The organism is Atlanticothrix silvestris CENA357 (genome assembly GCF_016056295.1).
GTDB classification, from domain to species: Bacteria; Cyanobacteriota; Cyanobacteriia; order Cyanobacteriales; family Nostocaceae; genus Atlanticothrix; species Atlanticothrix silvestris.
Genome location: NZ_JAECZB010000003.1, coordinates 64032 through 90602 on the forward strand (window position 1 = coordinate 64032; position 26571 = coordinate 90602).

The 26571-nt window shown below is 39.6% G+C and carries 20 protein-coding genes; 8 read left to right on the forward strand and 12 right to left on the reverse strand.

The window, feature by feature from the left end:
• The first annotated feature begins 83 nt into the window (after positions 1 to 83).
• Positions 84 to 254 (forward strand): hypothetical protein, encoded by a 171-nt coding sequence (locus tag I8751_RS02480; RefSeq protein WP_214437582.1) that lies wholly within the window; start codon positions 84 to 86, stop codon positions 252 to 254.
• 261 nt (positions 255 to 515) lie between these two features.
• Here the strand turns inward: I8751_RS02480 and I8751_RS02485 are convergent, their stop codons facing one another.
• The 7 genes from I8751_RS02485 to I8751_RS02515 are packed head-to-tail and all read right to left on the reverse strand — an operon-like array spanning position 516 to position 10079.
• Positions 516 to 2801 carry a TIGR03986 family type III CRISPR-associated RAMP protein gene (locus I8751_RS02485; RefSeq protein WP_214437583.1) on the reverse strand — a complete coding sequence of 762 codons (2286 nt, stop codon included), beginning with the start codon at positions 2799 to 2801 and terminating at the stop codon, positions 516 to 518.
• Positions 2779 to 3375 (reverse strand): type III-D CRISPR-associated protein Csx19, encoded by a 597-nt coding sequence (gene csx19 / locus I8751_RS02490; RefSeq protein ID WP_214437584.1) that lies wholly within the window; start codon positions 3373 to 3375, stop codon positions 2779 to 2781. Before csx19 ends, I8751_RS02485 begins: the two co-directional genes overlap by 23 nt.
• Positions 3372 to 4859 (reverse strand): RAMP superfamily CRISPR-associated protein, encoded by a 1488-nt coding sequence (locus tag I8751_RS02495; protein ID WP_214437585.1) that lies wholly within the window; start codon positions 4857 to 4859, stop codon positions 3372 to 3374. Before I8751_RS02495 ends, csx19 begins: the two co-directional genes overlap by 4 nt.
• Positions 4859 to 6484 (reverse strand): RAMP superfamily CRISPR-associated protein, encoded by a 1626-nt coding sequence (locus I8751_RS02500; protein WP_214437586.1) that lies wholly within the window; start codon positions 6482 to 6484, stop codon positions 4859 to 4861. The genes I8751_RS02495 and I8751_RS02500 overlap by 1 nt, the downstream gene beginning before the upstream one ends.
• Positions 6481 to 7146 carry an RAMP superfamily CRISPR-associated protein gene (locus I8751_RS02505; protein WP_214437587.1) on the reverse strand — a complete coding sequence of 222 codons (666 nt, stop codon included), beginning with the start codon at positions 7144 to 7146 and terminating at the stop codon, positions 6481 to 6483. The genes I8751_RS02500 and I8751_RS02505 overlap by 4 nt, the downstream gene beginning before the upstream one ends.
• Entirely contained in the window at positions 7147 to 8769 is a 1623-nt protein-coding gene (locus I8751_RS02510; RefSeq protein ID WP_214437588.1) for a Cas10/Cmr2 second palm domain-containing protein, read from the reverse strand.
• Positions 8766 to 10079, reverse strand: a complete 1314-nt coding sequence (locus tag I8751_RS02515; protein ID WP_214437589.1) for a Card1-like endonuclease domain-containing protein — start codon at positions 10077 to 10079, stop codon at positions 8766 to 8768. Before I8751_RS02515 ends, I8751_RS02510 begins: the two co-directional genes overlap by 4 nt.
• A 786-nt stretch (positions 10080 to 10865) precedes the next feature.
• Between I8751_RS02515 and mutL the strand changes: the two genes are divergently transcribed.
• The 3 genes from mutL (at position 10866) to I8751_RS02530 (ending at position 15288) form a co-directional block, all read left to right on the forward strand.
• On the forward strand, positions 10866 to 12524 hold the full coding sequence (gene mutL / locus I8751_RS02520; RefSeq protein WP_214437590.1) for a DNA mismatch repair endonuclease MutL: 1659 nt from the start codon (positions 10866 to 10868) through the stop codon (positions 12522 to 12524).
• Positions 12525 to 12930: 406 nt separating this feature from the next.
• Positions 12931 to 14244: a DEAD/DEAH box helicase gene (locus tag I8751_RS02525; protein WP_214437591.1), complete on the forward strand. Its 1314-nt coding sequence runs from the start codon at positions 12931 to 12933 to the stop codon at positions 14242 to 14244.
• Positions 14245 to 14607: 363 nt separating this feature from the next.
• Entirely contained in the window at positions 14608 to 15288 is a 681-nt protein-coding gene (locus I8751_RS02530; RefSeq protein WP_214437592.1) for a Coq4 family protein, read from the forward strand.
• 15 nt (positions 15289 to 15303) lie between these two features.
• Here the strand turns inward: I8751_RS02530 and I8751_RS02535 are convergent, their stop codons facing one another.
• Both I8751_RS02535 and I8751_RS02540 read right to left on the reverse strand, forming a co-directional pair.
• The gene (locus tag I8751_RS02535) at positions 15304 to 16203 is read right to left on the reverse strand and encodes a DUF1338 domain-containing protein (protein WP_214437593.1); all 900 of its coding nucleotides are present in this window, start codon (positions 16201 to 16203) and stop codon (positions 15304 to 15306) included.
• A gap of 34 nt (positions 16204 to 16237) precedes the next feature.
• Complete coding sequence (locus tag I8751_RS02540) at positions 16238 to 17560, reverse strand: acetyl ornithine aminotransferase family protein (protein ID WP_214437594.1); 1323 nt, start codon at positions 17558 to 17560, stop codon at positions 16238 to 16240.
• Positions 17561 to 18035: 475 nt separating this feature from the next.
• On the opposite strand from I8751_RS02540, the gene I8751_RS02545 reads away from it, so the two are divergent.
• Complete coding sequence (locus I8751_RS02545; RefSeq protein WP_214437595.1) at positions 18036 to 19343, forward strand: hypothetical protein; 1308 nt, start codon at positions 18036 to 18038, stop codon at positions 19341 to 19343.
• 99 nt (positions 19344 to 19442) lie between these two features.
• Here the strand turns inward: I8751_RS02545 and I8751_RS02550 are convergent, their stop codons facing one another.
• Positions 19443 to 19616: a hypothetical protein gene (locus I8751_RS02550; RefSeq protein WP_225893910.1), complete on the reverse strand. Its 174-nt coding sequence runs from the start codon at positions 19614 to 19616 to the stop codon at positions 19443 to 19445.
• A 329-nt stretch (positions 19617 to 19945) separates the two neighbouring features.
• Here I8751_RS02550 and I8751_RS02555 point away from each other — a divergent pair, with 329 nt between their 5' ends.
• Complete coding sequence (locus I8751_RS02555; protein ID WP_214437596.1) at positions 19946 to 20950, forward strand: YihY/virulence factor BrkB family protein; 1005 nt, start codon at positions 19946 to 19948, stop codon at positions 20948 to 20950.
• Positions 20951 to 21040: 90 nt separating this feature from the next.
• On the opposite strand, the gene I8751_RS02560 is transcribed toward I8751_RS02555, so the two are convergent.
• Both I8751_RS02560 and I8751_RS02565 read right to left on the reverse strand, forming a co-directional pair.
• Positions 21041 to 22162, reverse strand: coding sequence for a protein NO VEIN domain-containing protein (locus tag I8751_RS02560; protein WP_214437597.1), 1122 nt, complete (start codon positions 22160 to 22162; stop codon positions 21041 to 21043).
• Positions 22117 to 23001, reverse strand: coding sequence for a DNA cytosine methyltransferase (locus tag I8751_RS02565; RefSeq protein WP_318780281.1), 885 nt, complete (start codon positions 22999 to 23001; stop codon positions 22117 to 22119). The genes I8751_RS02560 and I8751_RS02565 overlap by 46 nt, the downstream gene beginning before the upstream one ends.
• A gap of 411 nt (positions 23002 to 23412) precedes the next feature.
• On the opposite strand from I8751_RS02565, the gene I8751_RS02570 reads away from it, so the two are divergent.
• Positions 23413 to 24942 carry a YifB family Mg chelatase-like AAA ATPase gene (locus I8751_RS02570; RefSeq protein ID WP_214437598.1) on the forward strand — a complete coding sequence of 510 codons (1530 nt, stop codon included), beginning with the start codon at positions 23413 to 23415 and terminating at the stop codon, positions 24940 to 24942.
• Positions 24943 to 25041: 99 nt separating this feature from the next.
• Positions 25042 to 26529, forward strand: a complete 1488-nt coding sequence (locus I8751_RS02575) for a site-2 protease family protein (RefSeq protein ID WP_214437599.1) — start codon at positions 25042 to 25044, stop codon at positions 26527 to 26529.
• Positions 26530 to 26571 lie beyond the last annotated feature (42 nt).

Below are 26571 nucleotides of genomic sequence, written 5' to 3' on the forward strand. Positions count from 1 at the left end.
CTAGTTTAAAACAATCCCCCAAGAATTTGGGGGAATAATCATTAGTTATTAGTTCATGAAACAGCAGGTTAGACACTTTAGCAATGAGTTTGCCTTGGGCATTCGTGAAAATCAAGCCTTCGTTTGAGAATTTGGGTTGTGATAACATGAAAATTACAGATTTACCTGCATCAGTACTTGAGGAACTTTGCCAAAGCGAATATTGGCGAATCGACATTGACCCCGGATTTAATGCCAATGTGGGATTTCTGTAAGTGATAAATTCTCTTTGATTGCTGCTTGCAGTAAAGGAGCGCGTTTTGCATACTCCTCCACTTTGGCGATCGCGCTGTGGATAAAATAGGGTTTTTTCGTTGGTTGAGAATTCAAATTTTAATTTCTGATTACCCACCCAAGAAGGTAATTTCGTTATTTGAACCACGTTTAAAACTCTGTTTGAGAGTGCCCACTCATGCCTAAATAAAAAACCTACACTTGTCAGATGGTGGTGAGGAGGTGGAAGAGGTGGGAGATGTTCATTTTTTGGGTGGTTTAGGTCTTTGTATAGCAGGATGAGAACTATTTCCATCCCCTGAGTTATATCGATTATTGTTGGGTCTAGAATCTCTATTATTGTTCTGAGGTTTTATTATTGGTTTTTCAAACTTTTTTGTTGAGATATTTTCAGGTGATGAAGCTGAGGAAGTTGGTAATTTACGATTATCTGTGATATTCATTATCTGCAATGGAGTTGGCAAAACAGGACGCTCTTTATACTCGTTAGTAGGCTTAATAGTCATATATCGAGTATCTTCTGCTTTTAATGGAGAATTCCAACGCAGCATTGCCAAAAGCATTTCAATACGTGGTAAATCTTTTAGGCTGTTTAGTTCTCCTTCTTTTGGTTTATCTTCGTTGCTGATATTATCAATTACATATTCCTCAAAAGCCTTGATGAAACTAATCTGCTGTTCGTCGCTGGCTGATGTTTCGGCTTCATTCCAGTGATTTCCATCAAATAATTTTTGGTAGCGTGTAGTGCGATCGCTCAAATAAAGCTTATGCTCAATTTTAACTGCACCCATCCCTAAAGGTTTACCCATACCTAGAGAAAGGCAGTACTCTTCACCTTGTTTGCCAATGCCAAAAGCTTGTGCTTTACCGCTTGAAATACTTAATACCCACAACAATACGCCTAGCTCTACATCGCTCAAGTTTTCAAAGTTGATGGTAAACGTAAAATGAACATCCGATTTTATTGGTTTAATTTGAGTAGTTTGAGTATCTGAAGGTTCATTCGGGTTTGGCGGCAGTTTAATATCAGGATTACTTCCTTTGTGCCAGTAAAGTTTATGTCCTCGAATAACGGTTTTTTCATCATCCGGTTGAGGAGAATAATGCTTAAGTTGTTTTCTATCGGTGCTAGTTTGAACTAAATAGTGTTGAAAAGTTGTGAGTTTTGGACTACCTAATATTTTAGGGATTAAGGTTTTCTCAAAATCTCCTTGATACCAAACATTTACAGGTTGGGTACAAATAGCATCATTAAAGAAGACTCTCCCTGCACGAGCATTTTCTCGTTCTTTCCCATCTACATAGCCAAATATTGCTTCAGTAATATCGGTTATAGAAGAGTTGCGTAAATTCTCTGGTACTAAGTCATAAGGAGATAAATCATAAGGCAAGCGAAACATTTGCGCTCTACCCAAAAAACGGATAGTTTCTCCATCTTCGTTTAGTAGAAAAAATACAGGTTCTCCATTTTGAAGATATCCATCTTTTGGGCGAGAATTTTTAGTAGGTTTATCCTTGGGAAAGCTATCTTCCTGCCATTTTGTTATTTGATCATCATCATGAAAACGTTGTATAATTTCATCCGCTACTTGATATTCTCCAATTTTATCGTGCAAAAAAACAAACTCTAGATGTTTATATTGCATATCTCCTGTAATGACTAATGTTGCTGGCTTCATGTTAGAACATGCTTGTAAACTTGCTGAGTTAACATGACGGTATCGCAGGTAAATATCGGGATGACGTTCTTTTTGCTTGCCAGTTTTTGTATCTGTAGTTACTTGGCGTGGGAAAAAGTAATTTTTTTCTTCAGCATCAATATCAACATATATATGTTGGTGCTGATATTTCCAATTTGGATTACTTCCTGGTTTTTTACCAATATAGAGCGATTGACGTGGCTGATTAGGAATACAAGGAAGGTCGTTTCTATCAATACGTCCGTAGCCGAATTCCTCTATTACATAATCCTTATTATTTATTTTTCGTATAAATCCAGCACGAACTTTAGAACGGTAGCAAGGAATTTGAATACCTGGATTTCTCGGATGTATTTCTTCTGACTGTTCAATTAAATTAGATGCATAAATCTCTTGAAGTGCTTTGTCTCCCAAAGAACGATAAAAAGGCTTTTTATTTGTAACTTTTGTAATTTTACTAAAGCTGATAATTTCTATAAGGCTTCTAGTCATTCCACGTAAGCTACTACCAGGAATAACTGGTTTTTCATTCCTAGCTTCTGGCTGTGTATAGAAAAAATCAGGTAAATCTTTTGTTTCTGCACCGCATTCAAATTCTTCTCTAGTTAACCCACAACGAATATATAAAGGTGACTTGGTTATGAGCGTACATTCAATCCTACCTGTATATCTATTCTCAGATTGAGAATAATAAGAATTATACTGAGGTAAAGATTCAGATTTAACCTCAACAATTTTATTCGGTAATTCAACAAAGTTATAGGGAGCGAGAGCTTTAGGTTTATTATTTTTTGGTTCTGGAACATCATGAATATGTCTTGGCAGCATGAGCTAATTCCTTTTCTGTAGTAAGCTTAACTAAACGACTGAGATAAATATGAGCTAAACCTGTTTCTTGTTCACAATCTATATAGTGGCGAACGCTCAAACGTAACGGACGATATGTTTTGCCAGAATTTTTATCAAATTCAATATCAACTAAAGGTACAGCGTGACGTAATCCTTGTGAACCGTCAGATACTAAAGTAAAATAATCACGGACTTTTTCTGCTTGCGTTCCCAATAAAATTTGATCTTCGGGAATATAATCTTCTCTTTTCAGATGTTCATCTTTGATAAGACGAGCTTTGAAACCTTCATCGCTTTGCCAAAGCATAACTTCTGCATTTTCACCAAAAGCGCGACATTGTTGTAAAGTGCAAGAACGTAGTTTTGCAAATTGAGAAAATACGCTATCCGATGTTATTAAACTTCCATCTTGAAGAAATTTACCCCAAATTACTCCGTCTTCAGCGTGTCCTAGCAAGTAATTTAATTGATTCTTTTTGGCTTGTTGTCCTAGCCATTTTTGTAAGTCTAAATTCCTTGGAACCTCTAAATGTTCGCATGATGGTTTATTCAAGCTGCTAACTCCTCGTTTAATGCAGTAACAAATTTATCTAAAGACTCAATATCATTCACAACTAAAGGTTCATCTTTTGCAAGTTGAGAAATAGTCCACGTTGTCTTTTCCTGGGAATTATGCAAAGTAATAGTTGTGTCTTTACCATGCAATCTTCCCCGTCCAATACTGCTAGTACCACCTACAGGTAAATCCCCAGTCCATAAATCTTTAAGTAACAGCAGTAGTAAACCTATTTCGTAGCCTTTTGGCTGGCGTAACTCTAGTTTTAGTTCTACTTTTGTATTTTCACTTCCAAATACTGGCTGTTCTTGAAACAATGCTCCATGTAATGCACCACCTGTAAAGCGGTCAATGGCGATACGATTTTGGACTAAATCATTGTCTTTAGTAGCACCTTCGATAATACTTTCATCTACAGTTAAGCGGCTAGCCTTTGCTTTTTTTGCCTGCTCATTATTAGTTGATTCTAATTTTTGTTTTTTATCCTTTACAAAACCAAATATCTCATTAACTATTTGTTCGGTGATCAGTTGTTTCTTACCTTGTGTCAAAGTGTTAATAATTCTTTCTGCACGGTGACGCAATGCTCCTGTTAAAGCTGTACCAGATAAAATTGGTTTCAGTTCCTCGTTGCGTCTAGATTTCAAATGAACAACATCAGGAGCTTTATCGCTGGAAGCTTGACCTGAACGAATCAGTAAGGGACTTGCGAGGATGAATGTGGCTTGGATGGTTAGGCGATCGCGTTTATCTTTTGCATCCAGTTGGACTTGGAGTGCTGTTTCAATTGATTTACTTATATTGGGTGATTTTGTGTAGGATTGCGCCCAATCACGATCTAGAGTTAACCATTGAAAACGTTGATTAGGGTTGGTCATATCAAGTTCCCAAACTTGCCATTTTTCTACATGACAGCGACCAAATCCCCGCCGCTTTTTTATGCCAATATTAATTTCACCATCTTTTAAACCTTTAAGAACAATTGCTAATTCTCTAACTAATTGCTCCTTATTCTTATCTGCATCAATCAACAATTCAAAATACAGGTCAAACTTTGTTCCTGCTTCTAATAACTCTAGGTCATATTTTGCGCCTGGTTCGGCTGTTCTAGTAATGCTATTAATTTTGACACCATCTCTCAGTTCTGCTTTGATATTTTCTCTGCTGAGTGCATCATTTATTATTAGAGGACTTTGCTCACCCTCTTCATCACTACGCAGACCGCCAAATAATAAAGATTCTTCTATAGCACTATAACCATTTTGATATTCTCGCAAATAGTTTCGTAGCGCTCCGGCGATAGATGAACCCATCAGTAAAGCTTTATCTTCTCTACTGTCTCGCAACAAAACTAAATCAGTATCACCATCAACATCACCGCTTCCTAAACAAGTAGGAGTATTTAAAACCAAAGTGCCTTTGACTATAATGCGTTCGATTATATGGCGTTGATTACGATTTTTGAGGCGATCGCTATTCATCAAATTTCCTCCTTCATTGCTTTTTTAGCCACAGCCATAATTAGACGCAGGGTATATTTTTCAACCAGCTTGTTGTTAATTGCAAATTCATCTGTAATACTTCGCTCTATGTCAGCAATCTTGACTGTTAAATCCTGTGGATTGCTAATCCAAGACATAGGGGTACGCAGCCATTCATCAAGTTTTTGCTTCAGAGAATCTTTGCCTGTACCTATTTTGGCTTTTTCAAATTGACCCTTAGCATTAGCTGGTAAATTATCTAAAAGTGACAATACTAAATCACAGTTGCCAGTTGCTAGTGCCTGTCTTGCTACTAATTGCAAGCGTGACAATTGGCTGTTACTAATGTTACCTTGGATTGCTAAACGTCCAATTTGTTTTTGCAATAATTGTTCTAGTTTTTTGTGTAGTAGTCTCTCGGCCATGTGTGCTGCTAAAGTACGTGATGTTTCTTGTTTTAATGTCGGCTGACTAGTTGATTTAGTTGGTTTTGGATATACCTGAAAATGGTTTTCTTCTAACCAATTCACAACAACTCTGCCAAAACCTTCTACTCTTCGTTCTCCAATACCTTGAGTTTCCAGTTGTTGAATTTGCTCTGAGGTTAAAGAAATATTCTCAAAAACAAATACGCTTCCTGCTGTAAATGCTGGAACTTGAGGTAAAGGAAGTCCCCATTTACGATTAAATCCACCTACTAAAGTGCTACTAGTAAAACTTCTTTTTGACTGTAGTTCTACACCTAAAATTTTTTTTAGTTCTTCTATTAATGGTACTGGGACTTGATGTTGTGCTGACGGAGGAATTACGGCATATTGCCCCCATTCATCACGTAAAACCATGTCACTTAGCAGTGTAATTGTAAAACTCTCTCTATCAATACGGTCTTCAATTGGAATACTTACTTCATCCCAAGCGTCGTGACAATTGATCTCAGAAATTTTTGTATGCCCGTAACCTGCACTTTGAGAACCACCTAACCAAAGGTCTTGTGATTTGTGGAGTAATTTTTTCAGAAAAGCTGCATCTGCTTCTTTACAGAGAATGACAGCTTGAAACGTTTGTCCAGCATCAATAGCTTCGTAGCGAAAAATTTCCCCTTCACCTTTGAGTTGCTTGGTTTGAGGGTCGCGTTTAATTTGAGTAGATCGTCCTTGTTTGCGATCGCGTTGATTGTGAATATTAATCCGTCGTTTTTCTTTATAGAATCTGACACAGCTACCTTCTTCTGTGCAAAAGTATTCACCCACAAACTTGGAGTTTTCTAGATCATCCCCTCTATCAAGACTGAAATCATAAACCCATATCGTTGAATCATCTGTTACTTCTGCATCCTTATCCTTAAACCAAGAACGGGGTACAGGTAGTGTCCGGTTCCCGTCCTGACTTAGCAAATAGGCGTTTAGATAGCGCGTGCTTTTAGCATCAAAAAATAGGTGTTTGACTGTATCATTGCTCAAATCAAGCTCTGATAATTGATGCTGCTTCATGTACCGACCAATTATTGCACCCCGAATCATGCTACCGGGAATAAAACTATAAGATACATCACTATTTGGATCGCCTTGAAATGAAGTAGCAAGCAGTGGTTGTTGAGTATGCAATGAAAAAGTAATTATCTTCATGCAACTTTCTCCTGAATTTGACCAAACAAGCTTACATAATCTCGTGTAACTTCTTTACCTGCATGATTATGCAGCGTACATCGCACATATCCTCGACCTCGATTGCGTCCACTTCCTACACGCCGAAGTGCTAGTACACCCACTGCTAAAATTGACAGCATTTCATCACTAGGTTGACCTTCAAATATTAAATCAGCTTTGAATTCAAGCTGGCGTATAACTACTCTAAAAGAACATAAACTTCCTTCGTCTGCTGTACCAGTTTGGGAATCAATCGCAGTTTGGCGACGGATAGTAGTAAGAGATTCTAGAACTTCCTCTCTTTTCAATGACTCATCTTGAATTTGCCAAGCAATAGCTTCCCGTAAATCATCTGGTAAGCAAGCATCTCCTACGTGCATTGCTGCTATTGTTCCCACAGTGCTACCGGGTGTACCAAAAAGAGTGCAAGCGAGATTTTCCCAATATGGGCGACTATCATGTAGAACTGCAATTAAGTTGTCGCATTCTTCACGCAACAAACCCTTAAGTGTGCGTCCGCGTAAGTAAGGAAATCCACAGGAATCATGCTCAACTTCTTGATCGATTAAACCTGCAACACCATCCCCTCTGCCGAAAGTGGTATCACTTAATAATGTAATTTTTAGTTGATAAATAATCACCTAATCCCCCAATCCAATATAAAAATCCATAGCTTCAATAGCATCAAAATAACCACATTCTCCGCTTAACCAACCATCTGTAGACAGTTGTTCTCTTTGACCACTAGACTCAGTAAATAACGGTAGCTGCGGCAATTTATACGCAAGCAAAAATTCTTTAGTAGCATCAATAGAGCCTTTGCGTAAAACTTCTCGCAAAGCCATTACTTTATTTTGTCGTTCTTTCCAGTCTTTTCCTTCCTTAAATTCTTTAACCACTTGAGTGAAACCTTCCCAAGTGCGCCACTCACTGTTATTGTTTTGCAAACGTACAGGACGCATTGCTAAATTCCAAGGTTTATCATTAGTCGGGATTTGATATTCACGTTTGCGAATTTCAGACACTGAACCAATTAAACCACTTGCTGCTAAATGCCAATCAATAGCAGAAAAATAATCTACTCCATATTTTTTGCGCTCGTCTTTAACAAATTTCTTAGCTTCTTTACATAAATCTTCACTCATCTCATAAGCTCGTGCAAAAGGATAATGAGTTTTGACTATACAAACACCTGCACAAGCCGTTAAAGGTTTACCATCAGCTACAGTCTGTTCCTCAAATTTTTTCAGAAATAATGCAGCTAACTCTAAACCTAATCTTCCTTCACAAACAAAGGTAATATCATCACCACCATAAACTAAAGGACGGAAAGGAAGGTAATATTTAGCATTTAAATTAAATTCTCCAATTTTACCAACAACTTTTCCTTCTTGAATTGATTTAGTTAAAATACTTGCGACAGCTTTTAGTGCATTAATACCAGCTTGGTCAACACTTTTAGAAAACTTTCGCATTCTGTGAATATAATCTCGATTATTTTGTGCATCCTTACCACACTTTTGAAAACGCTTTCCCATACCATTACCATCAGCATGAACAATAGCAGCATAGCTGGATTCACCTTTAGAACGGCCTAAATGGTCAGTTCGATAGGGAAACTGATAAATATTTTGGTCAACTACTTCTGCAAAAAACTTTTGTAGCTTTTGATTAGCTTCCTTAACTGCTTGTAATTTTTGCTTGGTTTCTGTAGAAATCAAATAGCTATCTGTTTCTTCTTCACCGCCATAATTGACGTACTCATCACTTCTATCTACAGCAGGAAGCTGAGTTGAGTTACAACTAGCAGTTACACCTAATCCCAATAACGGAACAGAAGGAATTCTCTCGTATTTTTGACGTTCTATGTCATTTTTTTTCAGGCTTTCAACTATTAAATGTAAATTTTCTCTTTGCCAATCAAAGTCTGCATGAGCAACTAAAAGGTTAACTCCTGCTGCTTCTTCCAAAACTCGCTTACTCAATATATGAGTAAACCTAACAGCAGTTTCGCGTGATTTAAATACAATAAGTGCATTACCACCAGCCGCGTATATTAGTTCTGCATTAAGTTCACTGGTTTCTATTGCTTCTTCTTGGCATTTTTTCGGAACTTCTAATTTTACTAATGTTTCTTCAACCCATTCTTTTGTAGCTTGAGATAATAAGAATGAGGCTCCAATGTTTTCACGGAGACGGTTGCTGCTGAAGATATAATTCTGTTTACCTGTTGTATCAACTACAGTTACAGTAAATTGTGTCATTTTGTCTCCCGGTCAACTTGAGTAATCCACTCAGCAATTTCTTCAGATAGATTTATTAAATGTTCGCGTCCAAACACAGCGATTTTGTTATCTTTACTTGTTGCATCAGGCTCTAAGCTAAAAACATTAGTAATTTCAGTTCTTAAAGCAACTATATCCTTGGTATTAGCGCAACACACTAAAGCAACTCGCGCCTCTGAACCACCTAACTGTTGCGCTCTGATATATGCCTCAAATAGTTTAGACTTGCAAAGTGTCTTCGTTGCATCTGTAGTGCAGGAAATGGCAAATAGTTGATAACCTCTCATGAAAGCTACATCAAATTGAAACTTATTTTGTTTTGGATTATTATCACTACTCATCCAAAATGAAGTTGCGCTATCATGAATCAAGAATTTTTCAGAAATTTCTTTAATCTTGTACAAAACGTAGTGTTCTAACCATTCACCATCAAGCCATTTACAGACTTGCTTAATATTTTTAAATCCTTGTTCTTTTAAAGCTTGGAGTGATAGTTCTTCACTTGTTAATCCTAGTTCCATTAAGGCATTATTTATTTGAGGATCTGATTTGATAGTCTCTAAGCTTAAAGGAGGAACTTTTTCAAGCTCTTGTTTTTCTAGCCAGTTGTCTCTTTTATCTTTTGTTACTGGGCGTAGAACCTGGTAGCACCAACTTTTCCATTTGTGTAAGCTATCTTCCTTGGTGTGAAAATCAGCAAATGCTTGCGCGGCTTTAGCTTGTTCTGGCTCCTGAATAGGTTCAGAACCCCATTTCCAACCATGCAACTCAAATACCGTTTTTATGTCTACTTGCAGTATTTCTGGCGTAACTTTAATACGAACACGTTCATTATCTTCTTTATCAATGCACATCTCTAATCTGCGGGGGTCGAGATAGCTAAAAGTAATACCTTCACGCTGTTTGTATGTTTTATCTTTAACTTCTTCGTAAAACAATGTTCGGTAGGCGTGTGTGGACATCGCCTTTGTCCCGCCTGTATAATTTAGACCTATTTTTCCGCTTTTAATGCTTTCTAACTTTCCTCTAATTTCTGTTTGGATGTAATAAGCATCAGACTCATAATCATTGAGCGATCGCAATTCTACATCTTTAGAACCATTTGACTCACTTTTGAGAATATTTTGCAGCCGCTTTGCCTGTTCTACTGTATCCGCTGTGTGTACTAAATATGCAGTTCCACCATCATTCAACAACAGCTTTGCTGCAACATAGTTGGGTAGAGGATTTTCACCAATCAGCAAAAACAGGTGGTCTACTTTATACTTGTCAAATTCAGATGTATTCATAGGGTAGATGTATCCGTTTTTCAAAATTGCCATACCTAGTATTACATAGCATCGGAAATACGCTCTTCCGAATAACTGCTACCTTGGAAAGTACAACTGAGACATCTTAACCGACCGTGAATGCACTCTTAACGAACCCTCCGCACCCCAAACTTTTACAACAGCTAGGTCAATCGCTCTCTAAACCAAAGTCCATAATCTCACTCGCGCCATAGGGCTTTGGGCATTTTTCTGTTAGCTCTATAGTGGTAAACTACACACTATTCTCGCCAGCAGTTTTACTTACACTGATTGGTGACAGGCTTTCTTGACCGAGACTCACAAGGATAAAAAGCAAGCAAACATCCTCAACTATCAAGACTCACTCAATTCATGCACACGGAGTTTGGGGCAATAATTAGGGTTGACCCCTCATGGGCATTATTTTTTGGAGTTCCAATAAAACTCGACTTCAGGGAGACAATTTGTAGTAAAATTAACAAGCTAACGCACCCAGATGTTCCTATTAGGACAAAATTGGTGGTTCTCGCCACATGAAATGACCGACCAAAAGCAAATACCTGAAAACAGGGGCGGCATAGTTCATGAATGAGAAATCGACGCATAAAAGTAAGTATTGTGTTGTTTGCTGCCGGGCAATCAGTGAAAATTAAACAGATGCTTGTGGAGGGAAATCTGGACGGGGTTTTAAGACACAAATGACTTAAAACTAGACAAACTCGATGAAGCAAGAATCTCCCACGACAGGCGAGGCCTTAGTGGTGAGAGTGTCAAAAACTATAATTTATGGCATCTATTATTCAAGCTTTACCAACAGAAGTCGTATATCTGATTACAGCTGGAGAGGTAATCGACTCTTTCGCATCGGTGGTGCGGGAATTGGTGGAAAATTCCCTAGATGCTGGTGCGACGAGGATTGTAGTTTATTTGTGGCCGCAGCAATGGCGAATCCGTGTCGCAGATAATGGTTGTGGCATGAACCTAGAAGACTTGCAACAAGCAGCCACAGCCCATAGTACGAGTAAAATCCGTTCTAGTGACGATTTGTGGAAAATTAACAGTTTAGGGTTTCGTGGCGAAGCGTTGCACAGTTTGACAACTCTAGCTGAGGTGGAGATTTTGAGTCGTCCACCAGGAAAGTCAGGATGGCGGGTTGTCTATGGCAATGGTGGGAAAGCGATGCAAGTAGAAGCTACTGCGATCGCTCCTGGTACAGTTGTTGCAGTATCTAATTTATTTGGTAATTGCTCATCTCGTCGCCAGGGATTACCGACAACAGCACAGCAAATGAAAGCTGTGCAGGCGACAATTCACCAAATTGCCCTTTGTCATCCTCAAGTCACTTGGCAAGTTTGGCAAAATGATCGCCAGTGGTTCACTATATGTCCGGCTGGGACAACGGGACAACTACTACCGCAGATTCTCAATCAGGTACGACAGGGTGATTTGGAAGAGGTGAAATTAGAACTACCTCACCCGCCAAATTCTGTACTAAACTTAGTCATAGGATTACCTGACCGTTGCCATCGCCATCGTCCAGATTGGGTACGAGCAGCTATTAATGGGCGGATGGTAAACTCACCGGAAATAGAACAAGCGATTTTATCAGCATTTCACAAAACATTACCACGCGATCGCTATCCAATTTGCATCTTACATCTTGCTATTTCCCCCGATCAAATTAACTGGAATCGCAATCCAGCCAAAACAGAAATTTACCTCAACGAAATCTGTTATTGGCAAGAACAAATTACCCAAGCAATTGACCAAGCACTGAAGATTTCTCCTACTAACATTAAAGAATCTGTTCATACAACCAGAGTTAGTAAATTACTCAAAGCCGCAGAAAGCAAAGGCGGCTACAACTTTAACCCTCAAACTCCCAACGAAGATAACCAAACTCTTAACTCATTGAAAGCTGTTGCTCAAGTTAGCAACACTTATATTGTTGTAGAACATCCAGGTGGGATGTGGTTAGTAGAACAGCACATTGCCCATGAACGAGTTTTATATGAGCAATTGTGCGATGAGTGGCAACTTGTCCCCGTTGAACCACCAACTATTCTTTATCAGTTGTCGCCAGCGCAAGTCTCCCAACTGCAACGTATAGGTTTAGACATTGAAACCTTTGGCGAACAACTTTGGGCAGTCCGAACCTTACCCGCAATGCTACAGCAGCGAGACGACTGTGCCGAAGCAATTTTAGAACTCAGTTGGGGAGGCGACTTACAAACGGCTCAAGTAGCTGTCGCTTGTCGTAGTGCTATTCGCAACGGTACACCAATGAATCTACAAGAAATGCAAACACTTTTAGATAATTGGCAACGCACTCGTAACCCCCGCACCTGTCCCCACGGACGACCAATTTATTTATCGCTAGAAGAGTCTGCTTTGGCGAGGTTTTTCCGGCGGAATTGGGTAATCGGCAAAAGTCACGGGATTTAATCACCCATCTTGTGTTGTAGTAGCGTCGCAAGTCTAATAAAGCGTGTTATGCCGCAATACGGTTCAGTTAAGAAATTGCTCCGTTGAGACAGGCAGGGGATGCAGGGGAAGCAGGGGGGGAGAATAAAAACTTATCCCAAGCGTATTGTGTTATGCCGCACTCTTAGCACCATCCTAAATTTGCGGTGCGTTATGGACATTAGTCCTAACGCACCCTACCACATAAAACTAATACCCAAAGTTTAGAGACATCATCACATAACGAACTACATTCTGCTAGGATGAGGAGTCGCGGCATTCGCTCTCAGTCTTGGCGCTTACTGCTTAATTTTAGCCCTTCAAACCATCCGTCCGCCTAAGACTGATGCCGCCACTGGCGACAGGCCGATGTTATTTCTGGAGTTTTATGTCATTTTCTACTCTCGGCTTGTCAAATGAGATTATCCGTGCTGTCACCGAGCGAGGGTATACTAAACCCACTCCAATTCAGATGCAGGCGATTCCTGCCGTATTATTGGGTGGTGATTTGTTAGCTGGTGCCCAAACTGGCACTGGAAAAACTGCGAGTTTCACCTTGCCCTTGCTGCATCGTTTGTCGTCCGACAAGAACGTTAAAGGCGCGTCTTATGGATGTCCCCCAATTCGGGCGCTGATTCTCACCCCGACTCGCGAACTCGCTGCACAGGTAGAAGAAAGCGTGCGTGAGTATGGCAAGTACTTGCCGCTGAACTCGATGGTGATGTTCGGTGGGGTCAGCATTAATCCGCAAAAACGGCTTTTGAAGGGTGGCGTAGATATTCTAGTGAGTACCCCAGGGCGACTGTTAGACCATGTACAGCAGGGCACAGTTAACCTGTCACACGTTGAGATTTTGGTGCTAGATGAAGCAGATAGAATGCTAGACATGGGCTTTATTCGTGATATCCGCCGCATTCTCTCGCTTCTGCCTAAACAGCGGCAGAATTTACTATTTTTCGCCACCTTTTCGGACAAAATTAAGGCACTAGCCGCCGGTTTACTCAATCGCCCAACAATGATTGAGGTGGCACGCCGCAACGTTACTGCTGACACAGTGGCACAGAAAGTCTATAAGGTAGACCGTGACAAGAAACGCCACTTACTAGCTCACTTGATTCGACAAGACAATTGGTATCAAGTATTAGTGTTTACTCGTACTAAGTATGGTGCTGACCGTCTGGTTAAGCAATTAATCGATAATCGCATCCAAGCCCTGGCTATTCACGGAAATAAGAGTCAGTCTGCCCGTACCCATGCTCTGGAAAAGTTTAAAAACGGCAGCCTACAGGTATTAGTAGCTACCGACATTGCGGCACGGGGTCTAGATATTAGTGAATTGCCCCATGTAGTCAACTTCGATTTGCCCAATGTACCTGAGGATTATGTTCATCGCATTGGTCGCACTGGTCGTGCTGGGGCATCAGGTGAAGCCATATCGCTGGTATCTGTTGATGAATACCCGTTGTTGGCAGATATCGAAAAACTGATTGAACAACGGTTGCCATTAGGAGTAATTCCTGGCTTTGGAGCCGATCAGACCAAGCCTGAACCAGTCCCAAATGGAAACAAACCCAAATCTAGAGGTGACAAACGTCCTACTCACTCTACTACTAAAAAATCAGCAGCGCGAACCGTTGCAGGTGTTAAAAAGTCTGGTGGACGAACATCCACACCTCGCCGTTCTGCTAAAAGCGATCGCTGATTCAATTAAAGACAGGACTTACGCAAAAATCACCAAAAATCTTAATTTATCGAACCGCCAAGACGCCAAGAACGCCAAGAATTCGTAGAGTGTGCGTAAGTCCTAAAAGATACAGGAAAATTAGTCTTAACCTCTGACTGTTTAATTGTCTAATCAGTATTATTTCGGCTGCGAATAGAAAAATTTAACTATCTCCTGTCCCTTGTTACCCAACGTCAATAAATACTTCTACAGATAAATGAAAATATAAATCAATAGTTCTAAATATTGGAAGTGTATATTCTCGCATTAATATCAATGCGTCAATTTTTATAGCTAAAGTTGAAGAATTTGTACCGACCTTCATCATACGAGGAAATTAGTATGACCAATGTCATCACTTACAATAATGACAAAGGACTTCTTGCCTACATTCAATTTTTAGCAGATAGGGCTTTGAAACCCAGAAATGGTAACACTGACCCAGTTTTTGACTTCGAGGATGCACTTGACCAAACAGAAATGGCGCAGTTAGCTGTTGATAAGTTGAAAAAAATTCCTGAAGTGAACGCCTTGTTTGCAGAACGCTGGCTACCAGCACCTTTTAATTTAGATGATTTAGCCAAACTCCCAGAGGGAACATTAGGCAATGTCTACGCCAACGAGATGAAAGCTAGAGGTTTCGATCCTTATTTTTATAAAAAAGTGCCTGTTGTTGATGACATTTCTTATCTCAAAATGCTTTGGCGGTCTACTCATGATATTTATCATGTAGTCACTGGATTTGATACTGATGGGATTGGTGAAATTGGTCTCCAAGCTTTTGTTTTGGCTCAAACCCCGATTCCCATTAGTGTGATGCTTGTAAGCTTTGGGATGGTGATGACTAGTCTTTATCAACCAGCTAAATTCCAAAATTTAATGACAGAAATAGCTCGCGGATATCGTTTAGGTTCTCAGACTCCGGGGAAGTTTATCGCTCAAAAATGGGATCAACTTTGGGATGTACCAGTAAATGAAATTCGTGGGCATTTAGGAGTAAATTATGATTTAACTACATCTTAATTAAACCTAATTAATTTACAACCGAGTCATTTCAAATAATTGTTGAGCGTTATTTCCTAAAAAAGCATCAAAAAGCTTTGTTTTTCCAGGTTCAACTTCTACCATGTAACGCTGGGCAATTTCATAATAGGCATAAGTCCAAGGAATTTGAATTTCTACACCATTAATATCATCAATTACTGTTACTAATTCTGTAACTGCTTGAGTTGCAGTTTGCCGCAACCCACAGGTAATATTGCCTTCTATTTCTGCCTTCATCGGTACACCAAAATTAGCTAAACCAAGAGCAGTACTATCTATATCTGGATACACTGCTGTGTTCTGGCAATTGACATAACCGGTAAAGTGGTTAACAGCATAACCATGCAACAATACCCAAGCACCATATTGACTAACTTGATTCACCTCTTGTACAACAGAACGCCGGGGAGGTTGCCAAGGACGGGTGAAGATTTTCTGGAGTTGTTGAGCAATAATTTGATAATTATCTTCAGTTTGTGAGAAAGTTGGAATTTCGTATTGAATTGAAGCTACTGTTTGATAAATTAGTTGGGCAATATTAGCAGGCAATTCATCTACAATTAATTCGCTAATAAACAGCTTAGGTAAGTCGAATTCTTCTTGTTGGGGATGACGATAATGACGGGCATAAAGATGAGTTTCATTAAAAAAATACTCTCCAGCCGCGACATAACCCAAAGCTTCAGCTATTTGTCCTAGGTAATCAATCCCTAAATTTACCTGATTTGGGCAACTATCAACCAACAGACGCAAAGACCGAAAGGCAATATGGTCATTAGCAACAGTCCCACCCGCTGTAGTGATCATTTTTTGATAAGTGCGGGCATGACTGACCCTAGCACTATATTTTTGCCAAAGTAAATCCCACAGATCAAGAGCAATTTCTGGTTTCATAAGTCGATTCCTCTAAAAATCGTTGTGGCTAGGCTTAAATATGTGAGGAATGTAATATTTCTGAGAGAATATCTACAGCAATTTGGATTTGGGCAGTGTTAATTACCAGAGGCGGACAAAAACGAATTGCTGCCTTACCGCAACCAAGTAATAATAGACCCCGTAAGAAAGCTTCTTGGATAATGCGATCGCGCAGTGTAGGATCAAAGTTACCCTCTTCATCTAATAAATCTACCGCCACCATTAAACCTTTACCTCTAGGCAGCGACATTTGAGGGAATCTATCATGCAACTTAGTCAAACCAGCTTGTAATAATTCTCCCATCTGAGTAGCGTTTGCCATCAAGCCACTTTCTAAAAGTCGCAAAGTGGCAATACCAGCCGCACAAGCTACGGGATTACCGCCAAATGTGGTGGCGTGGGAACCAGGAGGCCAAGTCATTAACTCAGGTCTAGCTAGAATTGCCCCTAGAGGTAAACCGCTAGCAATACCTTTGGCGGTGGTAATAATATCAGGCATTACACCCCAGTGGTTAATTGCAAATAAGCGGCCAGTACGCCCCATGCCGGCTTGTACTTCATCGACAATCATCAATATGCCATAGCGATCGCATATATCCCGAATTCTTTGTAAAAAACCATCTTCGGGGACGATGTAACCCCCTTCTCCTTGAATTGCTTCTACTGCGATCGCTGCTACTTCATCTGGTGGTAATATTGTCGCAAATAGCTGTTTTTCTAGGTAATCCAGGCTAGCGTGAGTACCGTAGGGAATATGAGTCACACCGGGAACTAAAGGGCCAAAATTTGCTCGTTGCACTGCCTTAGAACCAGTGAGAGACATAGCCCCGTAAGTGCGTCCGTGGAATGCTCCTAAGAATGCCACAATTAGCGATCGCTTGGTGTAATATCGTGCTAGTTTAATAGCTCCTTCGTTAGACTCTGCCCCGGAATTGGTGAAAAATACTTTTGCTGGAAACGCAGTTCCACTAATAGGAAAAGGCGCACGCATCGCTAATTGTTCCGCCAGTTCCACCATCGGCTCATAATAAAAATCAGTCCCCGACATGTGCAACAGACGCGCCGATTGTTCTTGAATCGCCTTGACGACTTCTGGGTGGGCGTGTCCGGTGGCGGTGACAGCAATTCCTGCGGTCATATCGAGGAACACGTTGCCATCGACATCTTCCACCATACAGCCTTCACCGCGAGCTACGACTAGGGGATAGTCACGGGTATAAGAAGGAGAAGTTACAGCGCGATCGCGTTCTATAATTGCTTGAGCGCGATGTCCAGGTAAGGCAGTCACCAGGCGAGGTTCACTAGGTAAAGATAAGTTAACAGGGATACTTAACATTTTTTTTAAGATGTTTTTTAGATTACTGATGATTAAACTGCCAAGTGCAAGTAGCTACAGTAACATTTGATTCTATTTGGACAAAATTTACACATTGGTAGCAAAACTCAAAACAAATATGTTTCATGAATCTTGAGCAGAATTTAGCAAAAAAGTTTCCGAAATTTGCTACTACTGAGTGTTGATATTGCTGGGTAAACAAGAAAAATACTTTTTAATTCCAGACTTGGCTACTGCTTTTATTACTATTATAGGTATCAGTTTTTACCGTGCTGACTCAACGCAAAACCCAATAGTACGGAAGTAATTAAAGGTGTAGGAGGTATAATGCACTGTTAGACTAGTTTGCTACTTAAAACTGAATGATGTATTATGCCCCAATTGTATACACGGTTGGCGCGTTGTCAAGTTAATATCGTTCAGATATTGAGCAGGTAAAATTATTATTTATTATTAGAGATCTATCTGGCATTTTATGAGTATCAAATTCAATCAGAAATTCCGCTGTATAGTAAGTATTATTACTTTATTATTTATTAGTTTAGCTGGTAGCTATGTTTATAAACAATCAACAAGTCAACAGCTAGCTCAACAAAAGACTGCATTAAAAGAAAATTCTGCTTTTGCTGCTAACACTACACTTGCCGCAACTTTTGAAAATCCTGCGGTTGTTCCAGAAACATCTAATCAGGCTATCAATAAACCTAATATAGTTATATCGAGAAAACCTCCGGCATCAGTACCTGTCACCTATCCAGTCATTGATGAGTGGAAAAAATATAAATTTAGTATTAATGGTAATAAGATTTTCACTCCAGTCAAATTGCCAAAATCTCAGGTAAATTTTAATCAAACAGATTTATTAACTGTTCTAATCAATACCAGAAAATATTTCCAAGACCACGCCTCAGAAGATCCAGATATTTTTCGTAAAGGAATATTAGGAACTCAAGGTGTGAGCATACCAGATATGCTCAAAACTTTGGATTTTATGATTACTACCTTAAACGAAGATATTGCGAATAAACGAACAACTCGGTTACAAGATCCTAATTTTATTAATGCCAATTTTCGAGTTATTAAATGGTCTGCCCATAACCCCCAAAATAAAAAGCAACAACGATTAAGAATTACAAAATATGCTGTGTTTACTCATCCAGGTTCTCGGACAAAAACTTCTACTTTTAACACACCAATTTATAGCCTAAAAGAAAACTCGAATACCGATACATTTTACACCAGATATACAAAGCAAGATGTTTTATCAGGTATTTATGAGCCAGGAGGAAAAGAATTTGGTAAGGTGAAACCCTTAGCTTATTTAACTCGTAATGGTTTAGAAGAAGCATTAATGCAGGGAACAGTACTGATTAATTTTACAGATGGTTCTAAAGCATTTTTTAATGTAGATAAGAATAATGGTATCTCTTACGTTCGAGGATTAAAAGCCACAACCCAAAAGCGTTATTGGTATTTTAGGCAAGTTGACGCAATTAAAGGATATGGACACACAATAGATGCAAAAATTTCTATTAAACCAGGTGTGACTTTTGCTGGAGATGTCCTCAACATTGGTTTAGGTAAAGTGATTGTGATTGAACATACCAAAAATGGACGTAAACATCTGCAAATGGGAGTTATTGCAGATACAGGCGGAGCTTTTTTACCCAATCTTTATCAATTGGATTTTTTGGCAGGTATTTTTCGGAGTCAAAAAGATTTTAAACAGCATATTCAGCAACTACCTGAATATGCTAATGCTTATGTTTTAGTCAAAAAGTGAATTACGGCCTCCGAGGATGTTTGAAAAGTCCTTAGTGATGTAGCAAATGCGATCGCACTTTCGGGAAACTTTCTAGGCGATCGCTCAAATCCAAAACCCTCAACAAAACAGAGAAAGCAAGGGGCTAAAATCCTTCGTATACCAAAAAATTTTTCTGTTTATTTTTCCTGTAGCAACTTCCGTCTTCCTTGCAGCAGCTTCTGCTTTCACGTTTGGGTGTTTCGCACAGCCTGTAGCAGCTTCCGTTTTCCCTGTAGCAACTTCTGCTGTCAAGTTTGGGTGTTTCGCGCAACCTGTAGCAGCTTCCGCCTTTAATATAATGGGAGTTTAATTACTGCGATCGCTCGCATACATCACCAACCAAAATTACTGATTTGGCTTTGTTTGGAGAGCGATCGCACTCCAATGAGTATTAATGTCTGGGGGAACCTGGAACCCTTGTATCGACGTTTCAGCAACCTATCTCCATTCTTTCACGGATATATAAATTCTGTCTCCAGAATACGGCACAAACACCTTTAGGAAGATGTGCATTACTAGGAAATCAGTATCAAATATAGCAGAAGGATACAACCTTCCTAACTATAAGGAGACTAAACTGAATGAAGTTAAAGGCATTTTGGCAGCTATTTCCAGAAACATTTAAAGAATGGAGTGAAGATAAAGCCTCACGCTTAGCGGCTGCATTAGCTTATTACACGATTTTTTCTATTGCACCTCTGCTGATTATTGTAATTGCGATCGCCGGAGCAGTATTTGGCGAAGAAGCCGCTAGGGGTGAAATTGTTAGTCAAATTCAAGGTTTAGTCGGCCCAGATGGTGCCAAATTTATTGAAACAACTATCCAAAATGCTAGTCAACCACAAACAGGAACTATCGCTTCAATTATTAGTGTTGTCCTTCTGCTTATAGGTGCTACTGGTCTATTTTCCGAATTACAAGATTCTCTAAATACAATTTGGGAGGTGAAGCCAAAACCCGGACAAGGAATCATTAACATGATTCGCACCCGCTTTTTATCATTTACGATGATTCTGGGTATTGGCTTTTTACTGCTGGTGTCTCTAGTAGTTAGTGCCGGTTTATCAGCGGTGGTAACTTACTTTAGTAATTTGCTACCAGGCGCAGATTTTATCTGGCAGATACTTAACTTTGTCCTCTCTTTTGCTATTACCACAGCTTTATTTGGGTTGATTTTCAAAGTTCTTCCAGACGTAAAAATTACTTGGAATGATGTTTTTATTGGTGCTGTTATTACTTCCTTTTTGTTTACTATCGGTAGATTTGTATTAGGACAGTATCTAGGTAATGCAACTTTTGGCTCAACTTATGGCGCGGCTGGTTCGTTGGTAGTTATCCTCGCTTGGGTTAACTATGCTGCCCAAATTCTCTTTTTTGGTGCCGAATTTACCCAAGTTTATGCTAGAAAATATGGCAGTGGAATAACTCCTACCAAAAATGCTATACCTTTAGATGAAAACATTCCTAATAGTCGAAGTAGTACGACTAATAAAAAAAAGCGTTCTTCTAACTTAATGAGTCGCGTAATTCGTTATTTTCAACAGCCCAAACGCATTAAACGTAGAAGAAACAACCAAAGTTTTTAGTCATGGGTAATTTTTGGAAAGCTATGCCAGTATTGAATTACGAGTAGAAGCGATATACCAAAAATTTGGGTACTAAATATTCGTAGGCTGTTAGTCTTCATCCATCTCATCAATTTGAATATTAATTTCTCCATCAAAAAATAAAAAAGAAGGTTCTACAGACACTGAGTCAGAATAGATTCCTTTTGGTAATTTTTTAAAGACTTCTAAAATTTCTAAGGCAAAGTCTTTAACGTTCTTTGCAATTCTCAATTTTGCAGCATCATGATCCATACTAAAAACTCTATATATATCATATCGTTCTGCATTAGCCATACAACGTAGTTCGCCAAGAGACACGTGAAATAGTTGTGTGAAATCTCTACCAGTAGATTTAACGTCAATTAAAACTCTGCTACCGTCAGGTAAATCTAATGAAAAGTCATACACTGACACAGGATTTTCATTAGATTGCCAGATGTAATCAAGAATATTTCCTAATGTTTTTTGAGTAGCAAGATATTCGTTCACAAATTCTTCGCATCGTCGTCCGTTTGCTTGAGCAGTTTCTTTTGCTTTCTTCAGGTCGATAGGCGATAATTTTCTATTTGGTGGTCTTAATAACAGCTTTTGAAGTCCTTGGTTGCCACCTTGAACGAAATCTTCTAAAGCATCATCTAAAACAAGTTCATTGATTGGATGTTCTGAAATAACAAAATTTTCATTAATAATTTTCCTGATATCTATAGGTGTTAAGCTCTCCATTTTAGAGTTTCCTAAAAAGGAATCAATGGCAACATGAAGTGAAGCATCTGTTAAGTGCTTCCCTGCAACAAATATAGCTTTTGCACTAACAGGAACGCTAATCCCATTAAAATCAAAAATTATAAAATCACCAGGTTCTAGAATATTAAATCTTTCAGGGCTTTCATCAGGATTTGTGACAAATTCACCATTCAGCCGCCAGTTTTTATATGTATTGCCCCTAACTATCTTTCGTTGAAGATTATATTCACCCTCAAGACCCGGCCCATAAATTGAAAGATCAAGGGGTATTTTACTTCCTGTTTGAGTTTGTACATAATCAAGTAAAGTAGGATATAGCCTCTTAATGAAAATATCTGCATTCAAGTTTATCGCTTTTTGTTTTCCCGCAGGACGATTCTTAAAATGCCATTCAAAAAATGTTAGGTCTGAGGCAGTAAGTCTTTTAACAGCAAGCTTTCTTTGCATAAAATAGCCGTTTGTATTTGCTCAAACATTTGATTTGCAATAGCCTTTGCCAGTAGGGGAGGAACAGCATTACCAATCTGCCTAAAAGCTGAGTTCATAGTACCAACAAAGGTAAATCCATCTGGAAATGACTGTAGACGCGCTGCTTCTCGTACTGAGATAGTTCTAGCCTGTATACTGTCGTAATGAATATGAGAATAGGTATCTTTACCAAGATGAGCCATTAACGTTCTGGCGGGTTTATCTGCTTCTATTTTTCGCCATTTATTGGGAAATTTAAATGGATCATAAGGAGGGACAATCTTTTTCTTCAAATCATAAAATTCTACACTGTTAAACTCCACTTTTATACCAGCTATCTTTAACTGCTCCAGTTTTTCACTCAATATATTCAACGATTTAACATAATTTAGATATCTTAAATATAAATTTGCTCTTGGGTCTTGCCGGAAGGCTTCAGGATGATCAGCTATTTCTCTTAACTTTGATCGTCCAACTCTGGCAAAAGCTTGACAAGGTGGGCCACCAATTATTACATCGATTGCAGTTTCTACCTCAGAACTTATTTGCAACTCGCTAACAAGTTGATCTGGTTCTGTAACAGTAATATCACGAGCAATGGCATGAACTTTACGGAGTTCTTCCGATATATTCTTGCAGAAGTTAACAGCATGAGATTCAGATGCAAGAGGATCACATTCTATGGCTCCTAAAATCTCAAATCCAGCATTTTGAAACCCAAGTGAAAGACCACCACACCCTGCAAAAATATCTAAAACTCTCGGTCTATTTCCTAATTGCAGGCGTTTAATTTTTTGTCTTATTGGGTCTTTAAACACAATATCCTCTTTGCTAGTATCACTAATTTTCTTAAAAAATCAAAGTCTTGCCTGACAAAGGTTACATAGTACAGTTAGCAAAACTGTATGGGTTTTATATATACACAGAGTTATCAATATAATTATTATTTGTCTAGAAATCAAGAATCATAAAAAGTTACAACGTCGCTAAAATTCTCAATAGCCAACGAATAGGAAAAATATTTCCAAAATATATATTGTAAACTATCACATAGTCCTGATTGCTTGCTGACAAAATAATTTATTCAGTTGTTTGTTACAATTAATTACATTATATAAACATAATTGATTGTTCTTCAAAATCGTCTCTGTGGTTTCACCCATGCCGATTTACCTCTTCATCTGCTAGAGATTCTAAAGGTTTACCTTTATAGAATAAATATTTAGCCAATGCTTGCTAGAGTCTGGAGTGCATCAATTGTGGGCATCGATGCCGTTAAAGTAGGCGTGGAAGTCGATGTGTCAGGAGGATTACCAGGAATTGTGATCTTGGGACTACCAGATGCAGCAATTCAAGAATCAAAAGAAAGGGTGAAAGCAACTTTGAAGAATGCTGGTTTTGCCTTTCCGATGAGGAAAATTGTGATTAACTTAACTCCGGCAGATTTACGCAAGGAAGGGCCTTGTTTTGATTTGCCTATTAGTGTCGGAATTTTAGCAGCTTCTGAACAAGTGAGTGCTAATTTGCTCGGAGATTATCTGTTTTTAGGCGAAGTTTCTTTAGACGGTAGTTTAAGGCCTGTAGCAGGTGTTTTACCCATTGCTGCAACGGCTCAAGAGATGGGAATTGCTGGTTTAATTCTCCCTGCTGATAATGCCCAAGAAGCAGCAGTGGTAAAAGGATTAGCTGTTTACGGCTGCAAAAATCTGGGTGAGGTGGTTGATTTATTAAATAATCCCGGACTTTACAAATCTGTACAACTCAACGAGTTAGAAAAGTTACCACAAACATTCTATCCTGGTGCCGATTTGCAGGATGTGAAAGGACAAGCTCATGCTCGGCGTGCTTTAGAAATTGCTGCTGCTGGTGGACACAATTTAATTTTTGTTGGGCCGCCTGGTAGTGGAAAAACCATGCTAGCACGACGCTTACCAGGGATTCTGCCGCCGTTAGAATTTGCTGAGGCTTTAGAAGTGACTCGGATTCATTCAGTAGCAGGTTTATTAAAAAATCGTGGTTCATTAGTACGCGATCGCCCTTTCCGCAGCCCCCATCATTCAGCATCTGGGCCTTCTTTGGTTGGCGGTGGTAGCTTTCCTCGTCCGGGAGAGATTTCTCTATCACACCGGGGTATTCTTTTTTTGGATGAACTTACAGAATTTAAACGTGATGTGTTGGAATTTCTGCGTCAGCCTCTAGAAGATGGCTGCGTGACCATTTCCCGCACCAGACAATCAGTGATGTTTCCGGCGCAATTTACATTGGTGGCGAGTACCAATCCCTGTCCTTGTGGTTACTATGGCGATACCATCCAGCAGTGTACTTGTTCACCAAGGCAACGTGAACAATATTGGGCTAAGCTTTCTGGCCCTTTAATGGATCGAATTGATTTGCAAGTAGCGGTGAATCGCTTAAAACCAGAAGAAATTACCCAACAACCGACAGGAGAAACATCCCTGTCAGTAAGAGAAAGAGTACTACAAGCTCGCGATCGCGCCATTGTCCGCTTTCAAGGAGAATCAAATCTGCGTTGTAATGCCCAAATCCAAAGCCGTCATCTCCAGAGGTGGTGTAAGCTAAATGATGCTAGTCGAATTTTATTAGAAGCGGCAATTAAAAAATTAGGTTTATCAGCCAGGGCAAGCGATCGCATTCTCAAAGTAGCGCGGACTATTGCAGATTTAGCTGGTGATGATCACCTAAAAGCTAACCATCTGGCCGAAGCGATTCAGTATCGCACAATAGATAGAATGCAATAATTAAGTTGAGACAGACTACAAACCTCGTTATAGATTAATAAATGTATCTATAACACCTAACTAATTCAGGCTTGGTTTTTCACAGCAAAGGGTTTGGAAATGTTTTCTTCGTCAGAAGCTCCCATAATTGGGACAATTTTACTAGTAGCTTTGGGTATTGTAGGTTGGGGCTTTTATCGCGCCAGACCTTTTGGTAAACTGGGAATCTTAGCCTGGTTGCAGTCTGTGGTGTTAATGACTCCCTGGCTGTTGTTCTTTGGTTTGTTTGCAGCAAGAATTTACATCAACATCGCGGGTATCTTATTTTTGGTAGTGGTTTCCGCTGGATTGTACATATATTTGGGAAGACAGCTACGCTCAGCTGGGCAGGATGCCATACTTAAGCAGCGAGCAACAGAAAGGTTAGCTGCTGATTCCGCCCCGGAAACAAATAACAATACTCCAGCGATCAATGAGGCACTAAAAGCCGATGTCTTAACCATTCCAGAAGAAGACTTAAACGCCATTAAAGGCATTTTTGGGATTGATACATTTTTTGCCACAGAAACGATCGCCTACCAAGAAGGAGCCATTTTTAAAGGTAATCTCCGGGGAGAACCAGAAGAGGTTCACAATCGCTTAACTGAGAGTTTAAAAGAACAAATGGGTGATAAATATCGCCTATTTTTGGTAGAAAACACAGATAAAAGACCCGTGGTAATTGTCCTACCTAGTAGCAATGACCCACGTCCAACATCGTTATCGCAAAAAGCCTTTGCTGCTATCCTTTTGGTGGCAACGATCGCTACCAGCCTTGAAACTGGGGGGTTACTGCTAAATTTTGATATATTAGCTAATCCAGAACGATATACAGATGCCTTACCTATAGGTGCTGGGCTATTGGCAGTTTTGATTGCCCATGAAATCGGGCATTGGTTACTTGCTCGTCGCCACAAAGTTCGTCTAAGCTGGCCTTTCTTTTTGCCTGCTGTCCAAATTGGGTCTTTTGGTGCAATTACTCGCTTTGAGTCTTTGTTACCTAATCGCAAGGTACTATTTGATATTGCTTTAGCAGGGCCAGCCTTTGGTGGAATTGTTTCTCTATTAATGCTAATCACTGGCTTGCTGCTTTCCCATCCAGGCAGTTTATTTCAATTGCCCAATCAGTTTTTCCAAGGCTCGATTCTTGTAGGCAGTTTAGCGCGAGTTGTGCTTGGTTCGGCTTTACAGTCGCCATTGGTAGATGTTCATCCCTTGGTAGTGATTGGTTGGCTGGGTTTGGTAATCACCGCCTTGAATTTGATGCCGGCTGGACAACTAGATGGCGGCCGCATTGTTCAGGCAATTTATGGGCGCAAAACAGCAGAAAGAGCAACAATCATCACTTTAATTTTGTTGGCGTTAGTATCTTTTGGGAATGCTCTTGCCTTGTACTGGTTAGTCGTGATTGTATTCTTACAACGGGATTTAGAACGACCCAGCTTGAATGAAATCAGCGAACCCGATGATGCTAGAGCCGGTTTAGGTCTTTTGGCGTTATTTTTGATGATTAGCACCCTCTTACCCTTGACCCCTGGTTTGGCTGGGCGTTTGGGAATTGGTGGTTAGCAGTTCTAGCTCAAATCTCAGACATAGAGCGCCTCCTATCAG